The following is a 22,653-nucleotide window of genomic DNA, read 5'->3' as shown; positions in this document are numbered from 1 at the left end:
GGCATCCATCCCTTGACTCTCAGTCACTTCAATCTAGAAGCAGAAGCGCTATCTGTCTGTAAACATTCGTAACTACGCATAGGACATGATGGCCTTTTATAACTATTCGTTATTGAGTCGATATCAAAATGGCCGCTCGCAGGGGTGGCAGGTTGTAAACAGCTTCTATACTCAGCTCAAATCGCCAGGTCCTGAGGCTTGGCGCTCTTGTAGTGAGAATAGGGCGCGCTATGGAGTGGCTGGGTTTGAACGTATTCGCTGGCCCCCCAGCGGACGGGCAATTATTAATCGACTGCAGTCATAACCTGTTTCTGGTAGCGCTGGCTTACGGTGTGGCTTGCGCCGCATCCTTCGCCACGCTGGATATTGCCGACCGCGTCATTCAGGTCGACGCCATCAAGAGCCGTCGCCTGTGGAAAGCACTGGGCGCGTTATGCCTGGCGGGCGGCGTGTGGGCGATGCATTTCATCAGCATGCTGGCGTTTGAGGCCCCGCTGAAAATCTCTTACGACCTGACAGTCACGCTGGCTTCCCTGCTGATCGTGCTGATCACTGCACTGGTGGCCATGAGAGCCCTGACCATCCCTGAGCTGACGCTCAGGCGCTGTCTGATCAGTTCGCTGGTCATGGGGACCGGCATCAGTGTCATGCACTATCTGGGCATGTCGGCGATGCGCTCCGCTGCCACGCAGTACTACGAACCACGGATGTTCGCGCTGTCGATCGTGGTTGCCGTCCTTTCCAGCATTGCTCTGCTGACACTGTACCGGCATCTTCGTCAGTACAACGGCATGTTTCATCAGATGTTCCGCTACGGGGTGAGCCTTCTGCTGGGTGCGGGTTTGCTGACCATGCACCTGATGGGCATGAGGGCACTGCGACTGGTCATGCCCGAAGGCGCTGCGCTGCACATCCCCGGCACCGAAAACAGCCAGCAGCTTGGGCTTACCATTGCCGCCATCACCCTGCTTATCATCGCCGGCAGCATCAGCGCGGCAATGGCCGACAAGAAACTGCAAGGCAAGGAGCACGACCTGCAACGCGTCAACGCGCTGCTCAGCCAGCTGGATCAGGCCCGCGTCTCGCTTCAGCAGGTGGCCCATTACGACCCGTTGACCAACCTGATCAACCGCCGGGGCTTCAATCAGATATTCGCCGAAAAGCTGCAGGAGCACACCTACAACAACGGCATGCTTGCAGTGATGTTTCTGGACATCGACCACTTCAAGCGCATTAACGACAGTCTGGGCCATGACGCCGGTGACGAACTGCTCAAGGTGATTGCCGAACGCATCCGCAGCGCCACCCGTGTGCAAGACGTGGTCTCCCGTTTCGGGGGCGATGAATTCTGCATCCTGCTGAGCATTCCGGACTACGAGGAGGCACGACACCTGGCCTATCGGGTCATGCAAAAAATGAAGGAAACCATCGCGCTGGCAGGAAGGCGCATGGTCATGACGACCAGTATCGGTATCGCCATGTTCCCGCGTGACGGTTCAACCTGTGATGAACTGCTCAAACACGCAGACCTCGCGCTTTACCAGTCCAAGGGCAACGGACGCAACAGGGTCAATTTCTTCAGCCCCGCGCTCAAGACCAGGGCCAGCCTGGAACTGCATCTGGAGGAGGAACTGCGCAATGCCCTGCGCGAAGAGACCGGCCTGCAGGTCTACTATCAGCCTATCGTCGACATGCGTACTGGCCACGTTGCCAAGCTGGAGGCACTGGTGCGCTGGAATCACCCGCAACACGGTTTGCTGGCTCCCGGGCGCTTCATCGGCATTGCCGAGGCCAACGGGCTGATCGCCGAGCTGGATAACTGGGTGCTGCGCCGCGCCTGTCACGACCTGCGCACACTGCGTCAGGAAGGGCTGGAACAGCTGATCATCACGGTCAACTGCTCGGCACTCACGCTGGGCCGCGACGAACTGGTCGAAGAGGTCGAGCAGGCACTGGCCGACGCCGACGTTGCACCTGGCCGACTGGAACTGGAGGTGACCGAAAATGCGTTGATGGGCAACATCAGCAACACCATTCTGATGCTCAAGCACATTCGCAGCCTGGGGGTCTCCCTGTCGATTGACGACTTCGGCACCGGCTACTCATCGCTTGCCTATCTCAAGCGGCTGCCACTGGACACGCTGAAGATCGATCGATCATTCATCATTGATATTCCCCAATCTCCACAGGATATGGAAATCGTCCAGGCGATTCTCGTCATGGCTCATACCCTGCACCTGAAAGTCGTCACGGAAGGCGTGGAAACCCCGGCTCAACTTGAGTTTCTCAGCCGGTTCGGCAGTGATTACGTACAAGGCTATCTGTTCAGCAAGCCTCAGCCACTGGAGCGAATCCTGCCCCTTGCCAGACAGATGAATGAGCGCGAACCGACTACCCGTTGGTCTGCCCTGCCACCACCGCACATGCACGGCCCGGACATCGACGTTGCAGAACCTGCCGATGTGTTTGCCGACCTGACCGACAATGACGAATTTGCCAGTCACAGGCCCGTCCGTACCTGACGCTACGCTCTGTAGTCACTGGTCGGCAGGTGTGGTTTTACGCTACGTCGACGCCGGGACAGTTACCTTCCAACTCACTCCGGCAAATCGTCAGGCACCTCAATGGTGCGCAAATCAATCCTGCGCTCTGTTTTGAATCAGAACCCAAGGTGCCACCACAACAGCCCAGAGCGAAGGATCGGTCTCCACCAGCTCAAGCGCCTTGCTTTCCGAGACCTTGCCGACCTGTCCTTCAGCCAGCCATGCAGACACCCTCACTGCATCATTTTCGGCCACGGCCTCGGCAACTTCGATCAAATCCAGGGGCAGCTCGACCCACAACAGGGCACCCTTGGCAAAGAATGGTTGCAATTCAGTCCAGGTGATTGATGCGGTTTCGCCAAGCAGTTTGGCATAGAGGGTGCTAGGTTCTTGCGTCATGGGTTTTCACCAGAAAGAAAATCGGCGCAATGATAGCGCCGACTTTCCCATCGGCAAGCCCAGAAGCAGGTGATTTATCGCGGGAAAGTGCAGATAACCTTATGGATCTGAAGCGATTTCAGGGCCTCAGGCGGTTTGATTCTGTAACTTTCTTTCGATTAAGCGACACGCATCGGTTTGTCCCCAAACGCCCGGCTTTCCAAGCCAACGAGCGGCACTCTAAACTGTTCCGGTACAGTTGGCGGCTTGGGAGAACCGGTGATCGAATCCGGTCCTGGAGCCTTGGCCATCAGGATTATAAAAACTACAACGCAAGAGTGGAGCATCATGACTAAGGGTACCAATAAGCTTTCAAGGCTGTTTGCCGCACTGGTTATGGCGGGGGTTGCCAGCCATTCGTTCGCAGCTGACACCATCAAGATCGGCATCGCCGGCCCCAAGACCGGCCCGGTTGCCGAATACGGCACCATGCAGTTCAACGGTGCCAAAATGGCCATCGAGCAGATCAACGCCAAAGGCGGCGTGGATGGCAAAAAGCTTGAAGCCGTCGAATACGATGACGCCTGCGATCCGAAACAGGCCGTTGCGGTCGCCAACAAGGTGGTCAACGATGGCGTGAAATACGTGGTCGGTCACCTGTGCTCCAGCTCCGCCCAGCCAGCGTCCGACGTTTACGAAGACGAAGGCATCATCATGGTGACCCCGGCTGCCACCAGCCCGGAAATCACCGCACGCGGCTACAAACTGGTATTCCGCACCATCGGTCTCGACAGCGCCCAGGGCCCGGCCGCAGGCAACTACATTGCCGACGTCGCCAAGCCGAAAATCGTTGCTGTGATTCACGACAAGCAGCAGTACGGCGAAGGTATCGCGACAGCAGTCAAGCAGACGCTGGAGAAAAAAGGCGTCAAGGTTGCTCTGTTCGAAGGTATCAACGCAGGTGACAAGGACTTCTCGTCGCTGATCGCCAAGCTCAAGCAAGCCAACGTCGACTTCGTCTACTACGGCGGCTACCACCCGGAGCTGGGTCAGATCCTGCGCCAGTCCAAGGAAAAAGGCCTGAACGCGAAGTTCATGGGCCCTGAAGGCGTGGGCAACGAGTCCATCTCGCAGATCGCCGGCGAGGCTTCGGAAGGCATGCTGGTCACCCTGCCAAAATCCTTCGACCAGGACCCGGCCAACCAGGCGCTGACCGAAGCCTTCAAGGCCAAGAAAGAAGACCCGAGCGGCCCGTTCGTCTACCCGTCCTACTCCGCCGTTCAGGTCATTGCTGATGGCATCGCCGCCGCCAAGTCCGAAGACACCGCCAAGGTGGCTGCTGCCATCCATGCTGGCACCTTCAAGACCCCGATGGGCGAGCTGAGCTACGACGACAAAGGCGATCTGAAGAACTTCCAGTTCGTGGTTTACGAGTGGCACTTCGGCAAACCGAAGACCGAAGCCGCCAAATAAGCTGCTTGCGTTGACCCTCAAAGCCCACTGCCAGCGCAGTGGGCTTTGTTTTACGAATCCAGGCCCGTACGCACATTTCGGCGACCCGAACTGCATGCACGAGGCCCCCTGAAAATCTTAAAACCGTCAACAGCGGTTCCCTGACAGCGCGACAGGCTACGCATCGACAGAATGCCACCCCGGCGCAGGTCAGAGAAATGCAGATCAGGTTTTTAGGAGCGCGGTAAATGCCCGAGTTATTCCACTACATGCAGCAGCTGGTCAATGGCCTGACCATTGGCAGTACGTATGCATTGATCGCCATCGGCTACACGATGGTGTACGGCATCATAGGAATGATCAACTTCGCCCATGGCGAGGTGTACATGATCGGTTCCTATGTAGCTTTCATGGCACTCGCCGGTCTGGCGATGCTGGGTATTCACAGCCTGCCGTTGCTGATGATTGCCGGTTTCGCCGCAGCCATCGTCGTAACCAGTGCCTACGGATACAGCATCGAGCGTGTGGCCTACCGTCCGTTGCGCAACAGCAACCGTCTGATTCCACTGATTTCTGCAATCGGCATGTCGATCTTCCTGCAGAACTCGGTTCAGCTTTCTCAGGGCTCCGGCAACTTCGCCATCCCCAACCTGCTGCCCGGCAGCCTGTCGTTCGGGCCCGGTGGCGCTCAGGAAGTGCTGATCTCCTACATGCAGATCGTGGTCTTTGTCGTCACCCTGCTGGCCATGACCGGCCTGACCCTGTTCATCTCCCGCTCACGCATGGGCCGTGCCTGCCGTGCCTGTGCCGAGGACATGAAAATGGCCAACCTGCTGGGGATCAACACCAACAACATCATTGCCCTGACCTTCGTGGTCGGTGCTGCACTGGCTGCCGTCGCGGCGATGCTGCTGAGCATGCAGTACGGCGTGATCAACCCGAGCGCCGGCTTTCTGGTCGGCCTGAAAGCGTTCACTGCTGCCGTACTGGGCGGTATCGGTTCGATCCCGGGCGCTGTGCTCGGTGGCCTGGTACTGGGCGTCGCCGAAGCCTTCGGTGCCGACATTTTTGGTGATCAGTACAAGGACGTCGTGGCCTTCGGCCTGCTGGTTCTGGTGCTGCTGTTCCGACCGACCGGCATCCTGGGTCGTCCGGAGGTTGAGAAAGTATGAGCAAGTCTTTCAAACAGGCGCTGTTCAGCGCCGCACTGGTCTGGGCCGTGGCCTACCCGGTGTTCGGCCTGAAACTGGCCTTTTCCGGCGTCACCCTGCAAGTGCAGAACGCCAGCCCGCTGACCCTGACCATCATTGCCTTCTGTTCGGTCATGCTGTTCTTGCGCGTACTGTTCGCAGAACAGATCGGCAGCATGCGCCGCGGTACCGAAAAGCCGTTGATCTCGCAGAACACCAGCGACTTCCTGACTCAGCCGAAAACCCAACGCTGGGGCCTGGCCGCATTGATCGTGCTGGCGTTCATCTGGCCATTCTTCGGGTCGCGCGGTGCGGTGGACATCGCCACGCTGATCCTGATCTACGTCATGCTCGGCCTGGGCCTGAACATCGTGGTCGGTCTGGCCGGTCTGCTGGACCTGGGCTATGTCGGTTTCTATGCAGTCGGTGCCTACAGCTACGCCTTGCTGTCCCACTACTATGGGCTCGGCTTCTGGATCTGCCTGCCGATTGCGGGCCTGATGGCGGCGCTGTTCGGGTTCTTGCTGGGGTTCCCGGTGCTACGCCTGCGCGGTGACTATCTGGCCATCGTGACGCTGGGGTTCGGCGAGATCATCCGCATCTTCCTGCGCAACCTTACCGAGCTGACCGGTGGCCCGAACGGCATCAGCAACATCGACAAGCCGACCTTCTTCGGCCTGACGTTCGAGCGCAAGGCCGCCGAGGGCATGCAGACCTTCCACGAGTTCTTCGGCCTGCCTTACAACTCGATCAACAAGGTCGTCTTCCTTTACCTGATCGCCCTGCTGCTGGCGCTGGCGGCACTGTTCGTCATCAACCGCCTGCTGCGCATGCCGATCGGCCGGGCCTGGGAGGCGCTGCGTGAAGACGAGATCGCCTGTCGTGCGCTGGGGCTGAATCCGACCGTGATCAAGCTCTCGGCGTTCACCCTTGGCGCTGCGTTCGCCGGTTTTGCAGGCAGCTTCTTTGCCGCACGTCAGGGTCTGATCACCCCGGAATCGTTCACCTTCATCGAATCGGCAATCATCCTGGCCATCGTCGTGCTCGGCGGTATGGGCTCGCAGCTGGGCGTGATCCTGGCCGCCATCGTGATGATTCTGCTGCCTGAACTGATGCGCGAGTTCAGCGACTACCGCATGTTGATGTTCGGCGCGCTGATGGTGCTGATGATGATCTGGCGCCCTCAAGGCTTCCTGCCCATGCAACGGCCTGAAATGAAATTGAAAACGGAGCTGCCGAAATGAGCCGCCCATTACTGCAAGCCACCGGCTTGAGCATGCGTTTTGGCGGCCTGTTGGCGGTCAATGGCGTTGCCCTGACCGTCAATCAAGGGCAGGTCGTGTCGATGATCGGCCCCAACGGCGCGGGCAAGACCACCGTTTTCAATTGCCTGACCGGTTTCTACCGGCCAAGCGCAGGCACTATTCTGCTGGACGGCGAGCCCATCCAAGGCCTGGCCGGTCACCAGATTGCTCGCAAGGGCGTGGTGCGTACGTTCCAGAACGTGCGCCTGTTCAAGGAAATGACCGCTGTAGAGAACCTGCTGGTTGCCCAGCATCGGCATTTGAATACCAACTTCCTGGCCGGTTTGTTCAAAACCCCGGCGTTCCGTCGCAGCGAACGCGAAGCCATGGACTACGCCGAGCACTGGCTGGAAGCCGTCAACCTCAAGGAATTCGCTAACCGCCCTGCCGGTACACTGGCCTACGGTCAGCAACGCCGTCTGGAAATCGCCCGCTGCATGATGACGCGCCCGCGCATTCTGATGCTCGACGAACCGGCAGCCGGGCTGAACCCCAGAGAAACCGACGACCTGAAAGCCCTGATCGGCGTGTTGCGCAGCGAGCACAACGCTACGGTCCTGTTGATCGAGCACGACATGAAACTGGTGATGAGCATTTCCGACCACATTGTGGTGATCAATCAGGGCACGCCTCTGGCAGACGGAACGCCGGAACAGATTCGTGACAATCCTGATGTGATCAAAGCCTATCTGGGGGAAGCGTAAATGCTGCAGTTCGAAAACGTTTCCACTTTCTACGGCAAGATCCAGGCGCTGCACAGCGTCAACGTTGAAGTGCGTCAGGGCGAAATCGTCACCCTGATCGGCGCCAACGGCGCAGGCAAGTCCACGCTGCTGATGACCCTGTGCGGCTCACCACGCGCGCACAGCGGCAGTATTCGCTACATGGGCGAAGAGCTGGTCGGCCTGGAGTCGTCGATCATCATGCGCAAGAGTATCGCCGTAGTACCGGAAGGCCGTCGCGTGTTTGCGCGTCTGACCGTTGAAGAGAACCTGGCGATGGGCGGTTTCTTCACGGAAAAAGCTGATTATCAGGAGCAGATGGACAAGGTCCTGCAGCTCTTTCCGCGCCTCAAGGAACGCTTCAATCAGCGCGGCGGCACCATGTCCGGTGGCGAACAGCAGATGCTGGCCATCGGTCGCGCGCTGATGAGCAAGCCCAAGCTGCTGTTGCTCGACGAGCCTTCGCTGGGCTTGGCTCCGATTATCATCCAGCAGATTTTCGAGATCGTTGAACAGTTGCGTCGCGATGGTGTGACGGTGTTTCTGGTCGAACAGAACGCCAATCAGGCGCTGAAAGTCGCCGACCGCGCTTATGTACTGGAAAACGGTCGTGTGGTGATGCAAGGCACCGGCGAAGAACTGCTGGTCGATCCGAAAGTGCGGGATGCGTATCTGGGCGGGTAAGCGCTGCGAAGCGCATTAACGTTCAGAACCAGGATGGGCCACGATGATTCTCATTACCACGCTCTGCGTGGTAATGCCTTTCGTGACGCTCCGCGTCACACTGCGGCGCAGGTCTGGCCGTTCCCCCTTGTGATGCACCTCCAGTCTGAGTAACGTGGCGACACTTGTCTGGAGACCACACCATGTTTGCTGCCCGTTCCGTCCTCGTATTTGCCCTTCTGCCACTGTTCGCCGGGTGCCAACTGCTCGGCAAACAGACCGAGGAACCCAAGGTTTCCACGGCAGGCATGCTCCGTATGCAGGGCGACCTGACGGGCAGCAATGGCCAGTTGCTGTTCAAACCGTGCAACGAGCAACGGCGCTATGTGGTCAAGGATCGCGGCAATACCGGCATCTTGCAGGAAGCTGCTTCACTGGCAGACAGTAAGGGCACGGTATTCGCCGATCTGCGCGGTAACTTTGCTGCGAGCAAAGCGGCCAACAGCGATGGTCAGCTGGACCTGCATCAGCTGTACCGCGTCGAGCGTCCCGGCCAGGCCTGTGAAGACGCCAATTTCAAACGTCTGACCTTGCACGTCAATGGCAATAAACCCGCCTGGAACGTCAACGTCAGTGGCAAGGGCATGGTGCTGGAGCGCGAAGGTCTTGCACCGCTTGCCTTGCCTTACGTGGAAGAGAAACTGCCCGACGGCAGCTTCAGCGTCAGCAGCGAAGCCAACAACCAGCGCATCGAGATCTGGGTGGCGCCACAACGCTGCGTTGACAGCGTCAATGGCTCGGTACAACACCTGACGGCCGAACTGCGTATCAACGGCCAGGCCCAGCGTGGCTGCGGTTATTATGGCGGTTCGCGCGACGAGTGATCAGGCAGGCTCGCCGCCAAAGGGGTTCAGCGCTTATAATCGCCGGTCTTGTAGTGCTGTCGGGCTGAACCTGCGGCCCGAAAACTGGACCCCTTAATGTTACGAATCACCGAACTCAAGCTGCCGATCGATCACCCGGAAGAAGACCTGCGCGTTGCACTCTTGCAGCGCCTGGGCATCGACAGCAGCGAACTGCTGGACTTTACCCTCTTCAAACGCAGTTACGACGCGCGCAAAAAGTCATCCGAGCTGTGCTTTATCTACACCATCGACTTTCAGGTCAGTGATGAACAGGCACTGCTGCGCAAACTGGGCGATGACCGCCACGTCGGCTCTGCACCTGATGTCAGCTATAAAGTGGTCGGTCACGCTCCCGAGGGGCTGACAGAGCGCCCGATCGTCGTGGGTTTCGGCCCATGCGGTATCTTTGCCGGGCTGCTGCTGGCGCAGATGGGCTTCAAGCCGATCATCCTTGAGCGTGGTACCGAGGTGCGCCAGCGCACCAAGGATACCTGGGCGCTGTGGCGCAAAAACGTACTCAACCCCGAGTCCAACGTGCAGTTCGGTGAAGGCGGTGCCGGGACCTTTTCTGACGGCAAGCTTTACAGCCAGATCAAGGACCCGAAGTTTATTGGCCGCAAGGTGCTGTACGAGTTCGTGAAAGCCGGTGCGCCGGAAGAAATCCTCTACGTCAGCAAGCCGCATATCGGCACGTTCCGCCTGACCGGCGTGGTCGAGAACATGCGCCATCAGATAGAAGCGCTGGGCGGCGAAGTGCGCTTTCAGCAGCGCGTGACCGACCTGATGATCGAGGACGGCCAATTGCTGGGCGTCCAGCTCGACAGTGGCGAGCAGATCGAATCCCGGCACGTCATTCTGGCGCTGGGCCACAGTGCCCGCGACACCTTCCGCATGCTGCATGGCCGTGGCGTGTTCATGGAGGCCAAGCCGTTTTCGGTGGGTTTCCGTATCGAGCACCCACAGTCGCTGATCGACCGCGCGCGACTGGGCAAATATGCCGGTCACCCGAAGCTCGGCGCAGCCGATTACAAACTGGTGCACCACGCCAGCAACGGCCGCTCGGTCTACAGCTTCTGCATGTGCCCTGGCGGCACGGTCGTGGCAGCCACATCAGAGCCCGGCCGAGTGGTCACCAACGGCATGAGCCAATACTCACGCAACGAGCGCAATGCCAACTCGGGCATCGTGGTCGGTATCTCGCCGGAACAGGACTACCCTGGCAGCCCGCTGGCCGGTATCGAGTTGCAGGAACGCCTGGAGTCTCATGCGTATCTGCTCGGCGGCAGCAGTTATGAAGCGCCGGCGCAGTTGGTCGGCGACTTTATCGCTGGCAGGGCCTCGACAGCACTGGGCAGCGTTGAGCCCTCATACAAGCCGGGCGTGAAACTGGTGGACCTGGCCGACGCCCTGCCCGCCTTTGCCATTGAAGCCATTCGTGAAGCATTGCCTGCGTTCGACAAGCAGATCAAAGGCTTCTCGCTGCACGATGCGGTGCTGACCGGCATCGAAACCCGTACCTCGGCCCCGCTGCGCATTACCCGCGGACCGACCCTGCAAAGCCTGAACACCAAAGGCCTTTACCCGGCCGGTGAAGGCGCTGGCTATGCGGGCGGGATTCTCTCGGCTGGCGTAGACGGCATTCGGGTTGCCGAAGCATTGGTGCGGGACATGCTGGGGATTGAGGGCTGACCTCAGAATGACCATCGTTATACATAAGTCTTGTGGGAGCGAGCTTGCTCGCGAAGAGGCCGCGACACCCCCAAGAAATAGGGCGTTCGATACATCGTCTTCGTGAGCATTGGCACGATATTCACGCCTGGCAATAAAAAACCCCGAGCATTGCGGCTCGGGGTTTTGCTGTGCGGTGCTGCAAATCAGTGAGTGACGCGGCTTGTGCCGTTGACACTCATGATGCGTACGCGCTCGCCGACACGGAAAATCTCGTTTTCCTGAACCTGCTGCACATAGGCACGCATGCTGCCGTCATCTTCACGCACGGTGATTTCAACACCCTGCGTACGGGTCAGGCCTTCTTCGGTCGCTGAACCCAGCAGACCACCGGCCACCGCGCCGATTACCGCAGCCACGATGCTGCCGCGACCGCCACCGATAGCGCTGCCACCTACGCCGCCGACGACCGCACCCGCAGCCCCGCCAATCGGAGTCTTGGTGCCTTCGATTTTAACCGGACGCAAGGATTCGATAGTGCCCATACGGACGGTCTGTACGGTCCTGGCCTCATCGCGGGAATAGGAATCACCGGTCAGGTTTGAGGCACAGCCGCCCAGCATCAATGCCATGGCAGTGAACGAAGCAACCAGAAGAGCGGACTTGCGCATAAGGGAATCTCCAGAGGAATCAGTGGCCATTAGACTACCTGACAAAGGTGCTGTCACGGCCCCGATCCTGCAATTTAAGTTCATTCAGGCGGCATACAGCGGCCCACCTGCATAACGCTCAGACGATGGCCCGGACGAATAATTCAATCAGGGCGCAAGGCGCTCGCGCGTCCACCTGCCGTCTACCGAACGATAGTTCAAACGGTCGTGAAGTCGACTGGAGCGACCCTGCCAAAACTCGATTCGCTCAGGCAAAAGGCGGTAGCCCCCCCAGTGCTCGGGGCAGTGTGGCTGGGTGTCTGCGAAGCGTTGTTCCGTCTGTCTGATCAGACCTTCCAGCTCGTCACGATCTGCGATCACGCGACTTTGGGGTGAGGCCCAAGCACCCAAACGGCTGCCCAGAGGACGCACCTGGTAATAAGCATCGGACTCCTGCGCGCTGACTTTCTCGACCCGGCCTTCGATACGCACCTGACGCTCCAGCGTTGGCCAGAAAAACGTCATGGCCGCGAATGGACGTGCAGCCAGTTGCTGGCCCTTGGCGCTTTCGTAGTTAGTGAAGAACGTGAAACCCTGCGTGTCCAGCCCCTTGAGCAGCAAGACACGGCAATGCGGACGTCCTTGCTCATCAACCGTTGCCAGGGTCATGGCATTGGCCTCGACAGGTGGTTGTTCGGTCTTTACAGCGTCGTCAAACCAGGTATGGAAGAGCGCGAAGGGCTCGTCCGGTGATTGCGCTTCGGTCAACCCGTCGCGGGTGTAATCACGGCGCATGTCGGCCAGGGTCTGAGTCATGGTTTCATTCCTGCGCAGATATCATGAACGTTAGCTAACTCTCGTTACGAGGCTCGGCGCTCGCCGTTATCACACATTCGTTTTTGATTCTGGCCGAAGGCGGTGGGAGCGAACTTGTTCGCGAAGACGGTGATTCAGACGATACGTTTCGGAGACTGTACCGGCCTTTTCGCGAACAAGTTCGCTCCCACGCCCTCCGGGCAGAAGCCTGAAAGCCTTGTTTTTCAGGCTATTCAGGACTTGTGCACAACGCAAAGCGCGGAGCGTGGAGACGAAAGTCGTGAGGTAACCAGGCCTCAGTTAATGGCCTGGCTGTCATCTTTCTTGGCGGGCGCCTTGGCCGGGGCCTTGGTCGCTGCCGGTTTTTTAGCTGCTGCGGTGGTCTTGGCAGGCGCGGCCTTTTTGGCAGTGCTGGCCTTGGCAGGCGCTTTCTTGGCAGTGTCTTTCTTCGCCACGGCGGCTTTCTTGGCAGGCGCGGCAGCAGGTGCTGGCGCTACTGGCTTGACGTCCTGGGTGGCAACCATGACTGGAGCAACCGGCGGCAACGCATAACGGGCCATCAGCGCGCGCATGGTGTCCTGCGGCGTCATGAGGATTTCAACACGACGGTTGAGTGCACGGCCTTGCAGGCTGTCGTTGGCGGCACGTGGCATCACGGCACCCATCCCACGCTGGCTCAGACGATTACGCTCCAGGCCACTGAGACGGAAAATCGCGGCAACAGACTGCGCGCGTTCCTGGCTGATCTTCTGGTTGGCTTCGGTAGGTCCCGATGTGTCGGCATGACCGAGAATCAGCACGGCAGTTTTCTGATCGCCTTCGACCACCTTTGCCAGTCGCGTGATCGGGCCCAGCGTGTTGGGCAGCAGCATCGCAGGACGGTCAGGGTTGAACGAGCTGTCGACCGGTGCAGTGATTGCCAGCAGGTCTTCGCGACGCTCCAGCTGGAACGGGCTGTCCTTGATTGCAGCGCGCAGACGCGGCTCGTACTCGTCCAGCCAGGCCTGGGTCACTTTCGGGTCAGGCATCGGCAGCGCTTTAGGCTCGTCCTTCTTGCCCTCGCTACCGAACGGCCACCACCACTTGCTGTCGGTTTCCGACTTGGCTACCAGCGCAGGCGCAGCTGGCTTGTCGGCAGTCTTGTCGGCCACGGAATCAGGTTTGGCCTGCGCTTTATCTTTCGAGCCGAACGGCCAGTACCAAGGCGCGCTGTTTTCAGCGCCAGCCGCAGGTGCTGCCGGTGCTGCAGCGGCCTTGGCGACCGGAGCAGGTGCCAGGCTTGGTGCCGGAGCCTTTGCAGCAGCGCCTGCATCAGCAGACTCGCTGCCTGAACCGAACTGCCACCAATGGCCTCCGGTTGCAGCAGAGTCGGATTGAGGGGTTTGAGCACAGCCGGTAACGGCGATACACAGGGCGAGAACGAGGCTTTTATTAGACGACATGGATAACCCGCAACGGTTTTGATCAGACAGAAGGACGTGACTACGCCGGTATAACATGCATAAAGATGCAGTTGGAAAAAGAAACCGTCGTACGGTTCCTGTTACAGCCATTTAACTGACAGTCGGTATGAAACAAGCACTTATGGCCGATACTTACTGCAAACACTCACGCAGGATCCCGACCAGTTTCTGCGCACGTGGGTCCATCAGAATGTACGGACCCAAGGTGTTGGTAACGAAGCCAAAAGCAACCTCGTAATCAGGATCGGCGAACCCGACCGAACCGCCTGCCCCGGGATGGCCAAACGCCTTGGGACCAAGACCATAGGTCGCATTGGCAACGGTCGGTTGGTCAAGCATGCAGCCCAGGCCCAGGCGGGTCGAGGTCAGCAGAGTCCTGTCCTGACCGAGGCTGTGCTCACGGGTCATCTCGTTGAGCATGTCTGCTTCAAGCAGGCTGCCATCCAGCAAACCGTTATAGAAACCGGCAAGACTGCGCGCATTGCCGTGGCCGTTGGCCGCCGGTTGCTGCATGCGGCGCCATTCGGGTTTGTTGGTGCTGGTCATGATCGACGGCGGATTAGTGAACGCCTTGCCAGTGATGGAGGCTGGCTCGCGCATCGTGGCTTGCAGTACGCGCTGAGCGGCATCGTCACCGGTGTTGCCTTTGCCTCGAACGATATGGGCAACACGATGAAACTGGTCATCCGCCAGGCCCACATGAAAATCCAGCCCCAGCGGGCGAGAAATACGCGCGGCAATGGATTCCCCCAGGCCTCGACCATCGGCACGACGCAGCACCTCGCCTACCAGCCAGCCATAGGTGATTGCCGCGTAACCGTGACCCTGCCCCGGCGTCCACCAAGGTTCTTCGGCCGCCAGCGCCGCCGTCATGGTGTCCCACTGGTAAAGAGCTTCGGCAGGCAATTGCTCGCGCAGCGCAGGCAAACCGGCCTGATGGCAGAGCAGCTGACGCAAAGTGATCGATGCCTTGCCCGCCGCGGCGAATTCGGGCCAGAGCCTGGCGACGGGTTCGTCCAGCTTCAACTTGCCTTCTTCAACCAGCTGCAATACCGCCACGCTGGTGAAGGTCTTGGTGCAGGAGAACAGGTTGAGAATGGTGTCGGTGTGCCACGCCTCGGCACCGTCCTTGTCGGCCGTGCCCGCCCACAGATCAATGACGGTCTGGCCGCCGACCTGAATGCACAAGGCAGCGCCGCGCTCCTGAGGGTCGTCAAAGAGCGCCGCAAAGGCTTCACGTACTGCTTCGAATTGAAGTTCGTAATGACCCTGGATCTGCAACGGCTGACTCCTGACTGACGGTACTGGGCCTGATGACAGGCCGAATGGGCGCATATTGTTCCAGCGATCGGGCGCTTTGGGAACAGACCCGAGTCAACCGACAGCTGTTATTCAGGAAATCTCGCGGCGAAACGGCGGCAATGCGTTGAGAATCGCCTTGCCATAACGCTGGGTGACGACGCGTCGGTCCAGCAGCGTGATAGTGCCGCGGTCTTCTTCGGTACGCAGCAGGCGGCCGCAGGCCTGCACCAGACGCAACGAGGCATCGGGCACGGCGATTTCCATGAACGGGTTGCCACCACGCGCTTCGATCCACTCGGCCAGCGCAGCCTCGACCGGGTCGTCGGGCACCGCGAACGGAATCTTGGCGATGACCACGTGCTCGCAGTACGCACCGGGCAAGTCCACACCCTCGGCGAAGCTGGCCAGCCCGAACAGTACGCTGGACTCGCCGCTGTCGACCCGCGCCTTATGCTTGTTGAGGGTTTCCTGCTTGGACAGGTTGCCCTGGATGAACACCTGCTTGCGCCAGTCACGGTCCAGGCCGTCGAAAACGTCCTGCATCTGCTTGCGCGACGAATACAGCACCAGCGTGCCTCGCGAACCTTCCACCAGCCCGGGCAGGTCACGAATGATCGCTGCGGTATGGGCCACCGAGTCACGCGGGTCGGCCTTGAGGTCCGGCACGCGCAGCACACCGGCATCGGCGTGATGGAACGGGCTTGGCACCACGGCGGTCACCGCCCCTTTGGGCAGGCCGGCACGCATGCGGTAACGATCAAACTTGCCCAGCGCGGTCAGGGTCGCTGAAGTCACCAGCGCCCCGTAGGCAATGTTCCACAGGTTGCGACGCAGCATTTCCGCCGCCAGGATCGGGCTGGCATTGACCTCGATATCGAACATTGCACCGCTGTCGGCCAGGGTCAGCCAGCGCGCCATGGGCGGGCTGTCTTCCGGGTCTTCGGCGGTAAAGGCGGTCCACAGCTCCCAGTTACCGTGGGCGCGGGCCAGCAGGCTGCCGAACAGCGGGTACCACTCTTCAGCCTGATGGCTGGCGATACCGATGTTGACTTCGCCATCCATGCCTTCCTTGAGCAGCTCGGTCAGGCGTGTAAACAGATCGTCCAGGCGCGCAAAGCCCTTCTTGAGCTCGATGCCCATCTCGCGGATGTGCTCGGGAATCACGCCGCCGACAAAGCGGTGACGGGGCCGCTCGCGACCCTGCATGTCTTCACCGGCGCGGAAATCTGCCAGTTGCTCGCAGGCACCGAACATGAACTGCTGATGCCCCTTGATCTCGCGGGCCAGCTCCGGCACCTGCTCGATCAGCTTGCCCAGATCGCCGGGCAGCGGGTGTTGGGCCAGCAGCTTGGCGAGGTTCTTGGCTGTCTGTTCAAGCCAGTCAGCGGTGGATTTCAGTCGGGTGTAATGAGCGAAGTGGCCGATGGCCTTGTCGGGCAGGTGATGGCCTTCGTCGAAAACGTACAGCGTGTCACGCGGGTCGGGCAGCACGGCGCCGCCGCCAAGCGCGAGGTCCGCCAGCACCATGTCATGGTTGGTGACAATCACGTCAACCTTACCCATGCCTTCGCGCGCCTTATAGAAAGCACACTGTTGAAAGTTGGGGCAATGCCGGTTGGTGCACTGGCTGTGATCGGTGGTCAGCCGCGCCCAGTCCTGATCGGCGAGTTCCTGAGGCCAGCTGTCGCGATCACCGTCCCACTTATTGCCCGCCAGCTTCTGCAGCATGCTGGTGAACAGCTTCTGACTGGCTTCATCGACCTCGATCTTGAAGCCTTCTTCCTCGAAAAGCTGCGCAGTCGCGTTGGTCGCGTCGCTCTCCTGCAGCAACGCGTCGAGTTTCGACAGGCACATGTAACGGCCGCGGCCCTTGGCAAGCGCGAAGGTAAAATTCAGACCGCTGTTGCGCATCAGGTCCGGCAGGTCCTTGTAGACGATCTGCTCCTGCAAGGCGACGGTCGCGGTGGCGATTACCAGCCGCTTGCCTGCCGCCTTGGCGGTGGGGATCGACGCGATGGCATACGCCACGGTCTTGCCGGTGCCCGTCCCGGCCTCGACCGCCACTACCGCAGGATCGCCCGAACGACGGCCCTCTTCATCGGTGTCAATGTCCCCCAGCACCTTGGCAACTTCAGCGATCATCAATCGCTGGCCATAGCGTGGCTTGAGGCTCTTGGCTTCGAGGAAACGCGAGTAAGCGCCCTGGATCTGGGTTTTGAGTTCGGTACTGATCATTGGCTTCGGTTCGGGGGCACGGCTAAAAAGGCTGGATAAATTTTCAGTAGTTCTGAGTGGGCGCTATCATAGCGCGCTAAATCCATCCGCGCAGAACGGAGTGTCCGATGACCGCTTTTTCTACTGTCTATACGCTGCATCTGCTGGCTGCCCTGGTGTGGGTTGGCGGGATGTTTTTCGCCTGGATGGTCTTGCGTCCAGCAGTCATTGCAGCACTTGAAGGCCCTTCTCGCTTGAAAGTGTGGGTCCAGGTGTTTCCACGCTTCTTCGTCTGGGTCTGGGCAGCCGTGGTGCTGCTGCCGATTACCGGCATCGGCATGATCCAGCTGAACTTCACCGGCTTTGAAACTGCGCCGCGCTATGTGCAGATCATGATGGGCCTGTACGTGGTGATGGTTGCGCTGTTCCTGCGTATCCATTCATTGCAGTTGCCGGAGTTGCGTCGCGCCGTGGACGCCGAACAATGGGCCGAAGGCGCAGCAGCACTCGGTTACATTCGCAGGCTGGTCGGCATCAACCTGATTATCGGCCTGGCAGTGGTGATATTGGCAGCCGCCCGTCCGGGCCTTTGAGGCAAAACGGAACATCGCGGGGCACTGGCGGTGACACCGCGCACAGCTTGCGGGCAGTTTCCTGCCCGATCGGTCATCTTCTGTGCCTGATATCCAAGCCATTCAACATCTTGAAACACTTTGGCATGGGCTGTGCAAACGTTTGCGATCAGCAGTACGCGCCCACGAAAAGGAGCTTCAATGCCACAGCCGCCATTCACTCGATCCGCAACGCCCTCAACATTCCTCATGCCTCTGTTGTTCGCCGCCGCTGCGGCGTTGCCATGCACCAGCGTCCTGGCACAGCCCCCCGCCGCCGAAGACTCGGCTCAAGGCGAAGCACTCAGCCCGCCCGCCTCGCCCAAGGAAGGCAAAGGCGCGTACTTTTCAGACTGGTTCAACCAGGACCTGACGCTGATCGGCAGCAAGGACATCAGCTTCGGCCCCAAGCCCAACGATGACATTTATCTGGAGTACGAGTACTTCGGCCGCAAGGGGCCGTTTGAGCTCTATGGCTATGTCGACGTGCCGAAGATCCTCGGCATCGGCAATGATAATGACAAAGGCGTCTGGGATCATGGCTCGCCATTGTTCATGGAGCATGAGCCACGTATCTCCATCGACTATCTGGCCGGGCGCAGTCTGGCCGTCGGGCCGTTCAAGGAATGGTACGTCGCCTTTGACTGGATCTACGACCACGGCAGCAACTCGGCCAACCGTGCAAACACCCTGTACAGCGGCATTGGCACTGACATCGACACCCACTCGCGGGTCAATCTGTCGGCCAACTTCTATGGCCGCTACCAGTGGGAGAACTACGGTGCCAGCAACGAATATTCGTGGGATGGCTATCGCGCCCAGCTCAAATACATCGTACCGATCAGCAAATTCGACAACGGCGCTTCGCTGACGTACATCGGCTTCACCAACTTCGATTTCGGTTCGGACCTCAAGAACGATCCGGCACGCACTGGCAACTCCACAGTCGCCACCAACGTGCTGCTTTACGCCTTCACGCACCTGCGCTTCACCCTGGTGGGTCGTTACTTCCACAACGGCGGCAACTGGCAGGACGGCAGCGAGCTGAACTTCGGCGAAGGCAACTTCCGTGCGCGCTCCGACGGCTGGGGATATTACGCAGGCGTGGGTTACCAGTTCTGAAACTGATTATGACGACAGGAGTTTTCATGAAACACATCACCCGCAACACACTTGGCGCCACACTGGCCCTGCTTAGCCCTGCCCTCTGGGCAGCCACCGCGCCGGTTACGCCAGTCACGCCCAAGGTCATGCTGGTCGCCATGTTTGCGCCCGAAGCGCAGAACTGGATCGACCGGCTGCATCTGACCAAGGAGATCCAGGTGCCCGGCCTTGCCGCCGAGTATCCGGCCATCCGCTGCAACGCTCAGGACGTCTGCCTGATGGTCACCGGCATGGGCCAGACCAATGCTGCCGCGTCGACACTGGCGCTGGCGCTATCGCCGCAATTCGACCTGCGCAAGACCTACTTCATCGTTGCTGGCATTGCCGGGATCAACCCGCACCACGGCACGCTCAGCACCACTGCATGGGCGCATTATCTGGTGGAGTTCGGCACGCAGTGGGAAATCGATTCGCGCGACGTGCCCAAGGACTGGCCGACCGGTTACCTGGGTATCAACACCAAAGGTCCGAACGAAAAGCCGCCGCTGGACTACAAGACTGAAGTCTTCGAGCTGAACCCCAAACTTCAGGCCAAGGCCTTCGCCCTGTCGCAAAAAGTGACGCTCAGCGAGAGCAAGGAATCCGCCGCCTGGCGCGTCAAGTACCCTTACGCCCCGGCCAATCAGCCGCCGCAGGTGACGCAGTGCGATACGCTGGCGGGCAACACGTGGTTTTCCGGAACGCGTCTGAGTGAGCGGGCGGAAGTCTGGACCAGGCTGCTGACCGACGGCAAAGGCGTGTATTGCACCACCCAGCAGGAAGACAACTCTACGTACGAAGCCCTGTTACGCGCCAGCAAGGCAGGCAAGGTAGACCTCAATCGACTGGCCGTGGTGCGCGCAGGTTCCGATTTCGACCGTCCGTATCCGGGTTACAGCGAGGTGGACAACCTGCTCAAGTACGCCGATCAGGGGGCCTTCGTACCAGCACTGGAAAACCTGTACCGCACCGGTAACCCGCTGGTGCAGGCCATTGTCGGTGACTGGAAGAACTGGGAAAAAGGCGTGCCGCAGTAAGCGCGCTGCCGTAATGACTGCCCGGATCATGGCCTTGAGCCTGATCCCGGGCAATCTCTAGAAGGACGACAGCTGGTGAAGGTTACAGGCGCTGCAGAATCAAACTGCCTGCTGGCCCTGCAACGCCTGGCAGGCCAGGTTCGCCCGGTCTGCCAGGCTTGCCGCCATCCGCGCGGTAGACGATGCAGCCCTTCGAAGCGCCGCCCTTGCCTGCCTTGCCGCCTTCACCGCCCTTGCCTGCCGCGCCACCCGCAACATTCACCTTGATACGTTCGGCCGGAAAGCTCTGTGGCAGCTCCAGACGAACCTGCGCACCTGCTGCGCCGTCGTGGCCGTTGCCGCCACTATCGCCGTTGTAACCACGCCCAGCCTGGCCCCAGGTACAGCCCGGCTCTTCGCCCGTGCCGCCATCGAGCCCGGCGTAGCCTGGACTGCCCGCGCCGCCGCGTGCATTGATCGACAGTTGTTCGGCATTCAGGCTCTGTAGACGCAGGGTCAGATTGCGCCCCGGCAGTGCTGGCTTCTCGAAGGTACCCGGAGCGCCTCGCGCAGTGATCTGGCTGCCGGTGCCGAATTCACCATGCACCACGACGAGGTTGAACGCCTGTACACCGGGGACGATGGCAATCCGCGCTTCGTGCCCTAGCACCAGTTCGCCGATCTTCACGTCATCGATACCGGCCGGGATCAGCAGGGTGCCGTAGTCGGCCACTTCAAGGCGCTCGACCTGCAAAACGCTGCTGTTGCCAGGCAGACGCATGAGCGAGTGTGGCGCGACGATAATCGCCTGAGCCATGGCCAGAGGGCTGAACAGTGCTGCCAGCAGAACGAGCTTACGCATGAGAGTGCCCTGTGGCCGAACGGCCGATGGATTGAACATGAAAAATGCCGAACAGGATGATTTTGCCCCGGTCGCGCCAGGGATGCCTGCGACCGCGCAGGCTGCCGTTGAACAGGATCAGTTCGAGCAAGTGAGTCAACAACAGTACGGCACCCGCCATGTCGATCATCACGCCAAACGGGCTGGGCGCTTCAATGACCGCATTGGCCAGGACTACCAGCCAGAAGCCCAGCATCAAGATTTTTCCCAGCCCCCAAAACACCTTCATCGCCTGCCCCCTTGTCATGATCCGTTACGAAAGCGCAGTCTGCGCGCGCTTTTCGTCGCCGCACAGTAGACGTGCTGTACGCCGAATATGCCAGCAGTGTATTGAAAAAGATCAAGCATAGATCGTTGTCGTCAGTCTGTGGGCGTTCGCCTGATACTGACGGCTGTTCAGAGCGGGTCCGGCAGGCTAGTCTTGTCAGTCAACCAGAGGACTTTCGATGACCGTCGGCTACTCATCCCGCACGCCGCAGCAAGCGCTGGCTGCCCTGCTCGACCGTTACGCCCCCCAGCGTCTGCTGTTGATCGGCGCTCAGGCGTTCCCTGCGTTGCAAGCCTTTCAGGAAGCACACCCGCAGACCGAGGTGGCGCTGGCCGAACCCGGCCCCCTGCCCGCAAATCTGGCGGCGCAACGTTTCGACCTGGCGCTAGTGGTCGATTGCCTGGAGCACATCCCCAAGCGCACTGGTCTGGAGCTGCTGGGCGGTATCCGCAACCTTAACGCCAGCCGCATTGCGGTGCTGGCCGACTTGCAGGCCTGCGGCTGGCAGGAGACCGACTTTTTCTCGCTGGCCCTGCAATCCAGCGAACGCTTCACCCGCGACGAACAAGTGCTCAACCTGTTCACCTACGACCTGCGCGAATACAAACAGGTGCCCGACTGGCTGAACGCGAAGTATTGGGCCAACCCGGAGAATTTTGGAAAGTATTGGTGGTGACCTATGAGTAGTGCTATTTGCCCGTGCGGCAGCGGCGATCTGTTGCTGGCCTGCTGCGGTCGCTATCACGCAGGTCAGCCTGCGCCCTGCGCGGAAAAGCTGATGCGCTCGCGCTACAGCGCCTACGTGCTGGGGCTGACTGATTATCTGGTCCAGACAACGTTGCCTGTTCAGCAAAGCGGGTTGAACCGTGAGGCCATCGCCCAGTGGAGCGCGCAGAGCACATGGCTGGGGCTGGAGGTAGAAAGTTCTGAGGTATTCGGCGGCAAGCCCGAGCATGCTTTTGTGACCTTCACTGCCCGCTGGCACGACGGTAACGGTGAACACAGCCACAAGGAACGCTCGTCGTTCGTGCAGAATCAGGGCCGCTGGTATTTCATCGATTCCACGGTCCCGCTCAAGGCCGGCCGCAATGACGCGTGTCCGTGTGGCAGCGAACAGAAATTCAAGAAATGCTGCTCGCCTTACGTGGTCTGAGATAGTCGAGATGATCGTTCCGCACGCTCCAGAGTGGGAATGCCGTGCGTGAGCCCTGCGCCGCACCATCAAGAGCGTTCAGAACGTCGCACGATGGTGAATATCGTTCCCACGCTCCGCGTGGTAATGCCTTTCGTGACGCTCTGCGTCACACAGTTCTGCGATTCAGTGAGATTCAGACTCGACTTGAGTCACCTTTTCGCCCCTCGGCGACCTACTTTGATGGGGCCAAAGTAGGCAAATCCCCTCGCTCCTGTTTCCGGCCCGACTTCGTCGGGTTCCTTCGCCCTG

At 59.9% G+C, this 22,653-nt stretch carries 21 protein-coding genes and 1 pseudogene; 14 read left to right on the top strand and 8 right to left on the bottom strand.

The features are described from left to right. Window positions 1-230 precede the first annotated feature (230 nt). Entirely contained in the window at window positions 231-2,522 is a 2,292-nt protein-coding gene (locus tag FFH21_RS07400; RefSeq protein WP_011168036.1) for a bifunctional diguanylate cyclase/phosphodiesterase, read from the top strand. Between the two features lie 114 nt (window positions 2,523-2,636). On the opposite strand, the gene FFH21_RS07395 is transcribed toward FFH21_RS07400, so the two are convergent. Then, the gene (locus tag FFH21_RS07395) at window positions 2,637-2,942 is read right to left on the bottom strand and encodes a DUF2288 domain-containing protein (protein ID WP_002554802.1); all 306 of its coding nucleotides are present in this window, start codon (window positions 2,940-2,942) and stop codon (window positions 2,637-2,639) included. 29 nt (window positions 2,943-2,971) lie between these two features. Between FFH21_RS07395 and FFH21_RS30465 the strand changes: the two are divergent. From FFH21_RS30465 to FFH21_RS07355, 8 genes and pseudogenes are all read left to right on the top strand, one after another. Further along, a pseudogene (locus FFH21_RS30465) lies at window positions 2,972-3,193 on the top strand (hypothetical protein); the annotation flags it as partial. Between the two features lie 76 nt (window positions 3,194-3,269). Beyond that, a complete protein-coding gene (locus FFH21_RS07385) occupies window positions 3,270-4,394 on the top strand; it encodes a branched-chain amino acid ABC transporter substrate-binding protein (protein WP_019741017.1) in 1,125 nt (374 codons plus the stop codon). Between the two features lie 227 nt (window positions 4,395-4,621). Further along, window positions 4,622-5,545: a high-affinity branched-chain amino acid ABC transporter permease LivH gene (livH, locus tag FFH21_RS07380; RefSeq protein ID WP_002554804.1), complete on the top strand. Its 924-nt coding sequence runs from the start codon at window positions 4,622-4,624 to the stop codon at window positions 5,543-5,545. After that, entirely contained in the window at window positions 5,542-6,807 is a 1,266-nt protein-coding gene (locus tag FFH21_RS07375; RefSeq protein WP_004657520.1) for a high-affinity branched-chain amino acid ABC transporter permease LivM, read from the top strand. The genes livH and FFH21_RS07375 overlap by 4 nt, the downstream gene beginning before the upstream one ends. Beyond that, a complete protein-coding gene (gene livG / locus FFH21_RS07370; protein ID WP_002554806.1) occupies window positions 6,804-7,571 on the top strand; it encodes a high-affinity branched-chain amino acid ABC transporter ATP-binding protein LivG in 768 nt (255 codons plus the stop codon). Before FFH21_RS07375 ends, livG begins: the two co-directional genes overlap by 4 nt. Further along, window positions 7,572-8,273 carry an ABC transporter ATP-binding protein gene (locus FFH21_RS07365; protein ID WP_002554807.1) on the top strand — a complete coding sequence of 234 codons (702 nt, stop codon included), beginning with the start codon at window positions 7,572-7,574 and terminating at the stop codon, window positions 8,271-8,273. Between the two features lie 182 nt (window positions 8,274-8,455). Continuing rightward, window positions 8,456-9,136, top strand: a complete 681-nt coding sequence (locus FFH21_RS07360) for a COG3650 family protein (protein WP_002554808.1) — start codon at window positions 8,456-8,458, stop codon at window positions 9,134-9,136. Window positions 9,137-9,232: 96 nt separating this feature from the next. Further along, window positions 9,233-10,846: an NAD(P)/FAD-dependent oxidoreductase gene (locus FFH21_RS07355; RefSeq protein WP_011168034.1), complete on the top strand. Its 1,614-nt coding sequence runs from the start codon at window positions 9,233-9,235 to the stop codon at window positions 10,844-10,846. A 185-nt stretch (window positions 10,847-11,031) separates the two neighbouring features. Here the strand turns inward: FFH21_RS07355 and FFH21_RS07350 are convergent, their stop codons facing one another. The 5 genes from FFH21_RS07350 to dinG form a co-directional block, all read right to left on the bottom strand. Continuing rightward, on the bottom strand, window positions 11,032-11,496 hold the full coding sequence (locus FFH21_RS07350; protein ID WP_004657512.1) for a glycine zipper 2TM domain-containing protein: 465 nt from the start codon (window positions 11,494-11,496) through the stop codon (window positions 11,032-11,034). A 147-nt stretch (window positions 11,497-11,643) separates the two neighbouring features. Continuing rightward, a complete protein-coding gene (pdxH, locus tag FFH21_RS07345) occupies window positions 11,644-12,291 on the bottom strand; it encodes a pyridoxamine 5'-phosphate oxidase (RefSeq protein WP_004657510.1) in 648 nt (215 codons plus the stop codon). Between the two features lie 296 nt (window positions 12,292-12,587). Next, complete coding sequence (locus tag FFH21_RS07340; RefSeq protein WP_041924475.1) at window positions 12,588-13,733, bottom strand: OmpA family protein; 1,146 nt, start codon at window positions 13,731-13,733, stop codon at window positions 12,588-12,590. Between the two features lie 153 nt (window positions 13,734-13,886). Continuing rightward, a complete protein-coding gene (locus FFH21_RS07330; protein WP_011168032.1) occupies window positions 13,887-15,035 on the bottom strand; it encodes an EstA family serine hydrolase in 1,149 nt (382 codons plus the stop codon). Between the two features lie 111 nt (window positions 15,036-15,146). Continuing rightward, complete coding sequence (dinG, locus tag FFH21_RS07325) at window positions 15,147-17,291, bottom strand: ATP-dependent DNA helicase DinG (protein ID WP_002554813.1); 2,145 nt, start codon at window positions 17,289-17,291, stop codon at window positions 15,147-15,149. 107 nt (window positions 17,292-17,398) lie between these two features. Here dinG and FFH21_RS07320 point away from each other — a divergent pair, with 107 nt between their 5' ends. The 3 genes from FFH21_RS07320 (at window position 17,399) to FFH21_RS07310 (ending at window position 20,061) form a co-directional block, all read left to right on the top strand. Then, entirely contained in the window at window positions 17,399-17,863 is a 465-nt protein-coding gene (locus tag FFH21_RS07320) for a CopD family protein (RefSeq protein WP_004657505.1), read from the top strand. A gap of 228 nt (window positions 17,864-18,091) precedes the next feature. After that, the gene (locus tag FFH21_RS07315; protein WP_004657503.1) at window positions 18,092-19,003 is read left to right on the top strand and encodes a nucleoside-specific channel-forming protein Tsx; all 912 of its coding nucleotides are present in this window, start codon (window positions 18,092-18,094) and stop codon (window positions 19,001-19,003) included. A gap of 26 nt (window positions 19,004-19,029) precedes the next feature. Continuing rightward, a complete protein-coding gene (locus FFH21_RS07310; protein WP_011168031.1) occupies window positions 19,030-20,061 on the top strand; it encodes a purine nucleoside permease in 1,032 nt (343 codons plus the stop codon). Between the two features lie 82 nt (window positions 20,062-20,143). Here FFH21_RS07310 and FFH21_RS07305 read toward each other — a convergent pair whose 3' ends face one another. Next, window positions 20,144-20,902, bottom strand: coding sequence for a hypothetical protein (locus tag FFH21_RS07305; RefSeq protein WP_011168030.1), 759 nt, complete (start codon window positions 20,900-20,902; stop codon window positions 20,144-20,146). Continuing rightward, window positions 20,895-21,170: a DUF1145 domain-containing protein gene (locus tag FFH21_RS07300; protein WP_004657499.1), complete on the bottom strand. Its 276-nt coding sequence runs from the start codon at window positions 21,168-21,170 to the stop codon at window positions 20,895-20,897. Before FFH21_RS07300 ends, FFH21_RS07305 begins: the two co-directional genes overlap by 8 nt. 217 nt (window positions 21,171-21,387) lie before the next feature. Between FFH21_RS07300 and FFH21_RS07295 the strand changes: the two genes are divergently transcribed. After that, window positions 21,388-21,885, top strand: a complete 498-nt coding sequence (locus FFH21_RS07295; RefSeq protein ID WP_005732254.1) for a DUF6231 family protein — start codon at window positions 21,388-21,390, stop codon at window positions 21,883-21,885. Between the two features lie 3 nt (window positions 21,886-21,888). Continuing rightward, window positions 21,889-22,362, top strand: a complete 474-nt coding sequence (locus FFH21_RS07290; RefSeq protein WP_004664098.1) for a YchJ family protein — start codon at window positions 21,889-21,891, stop codon at window positions 22,360-22,362. Window positions 22,363-22,653: the final 291 nt, after the last annotated feature.

Origin of the sequence: Pseudomonas sp. KBS0707 (genome assembly GCF_005937945.2) — a bacterium.
In the GTDB taxonomy this organism is placed as follows: domain Bacteria; phylum Pseudomonadota; class Gammaproteobacteria; order Pseudomonadales; family Pseudomonadaceae; genus Aquipseudomonas; species Aquipseudomonas amygdali.
The sequence above is the reverse complement of the archived record's forward strand: the minus strand, read 5'-3'. Positions and strand labels throughout refer to the sequence as shown.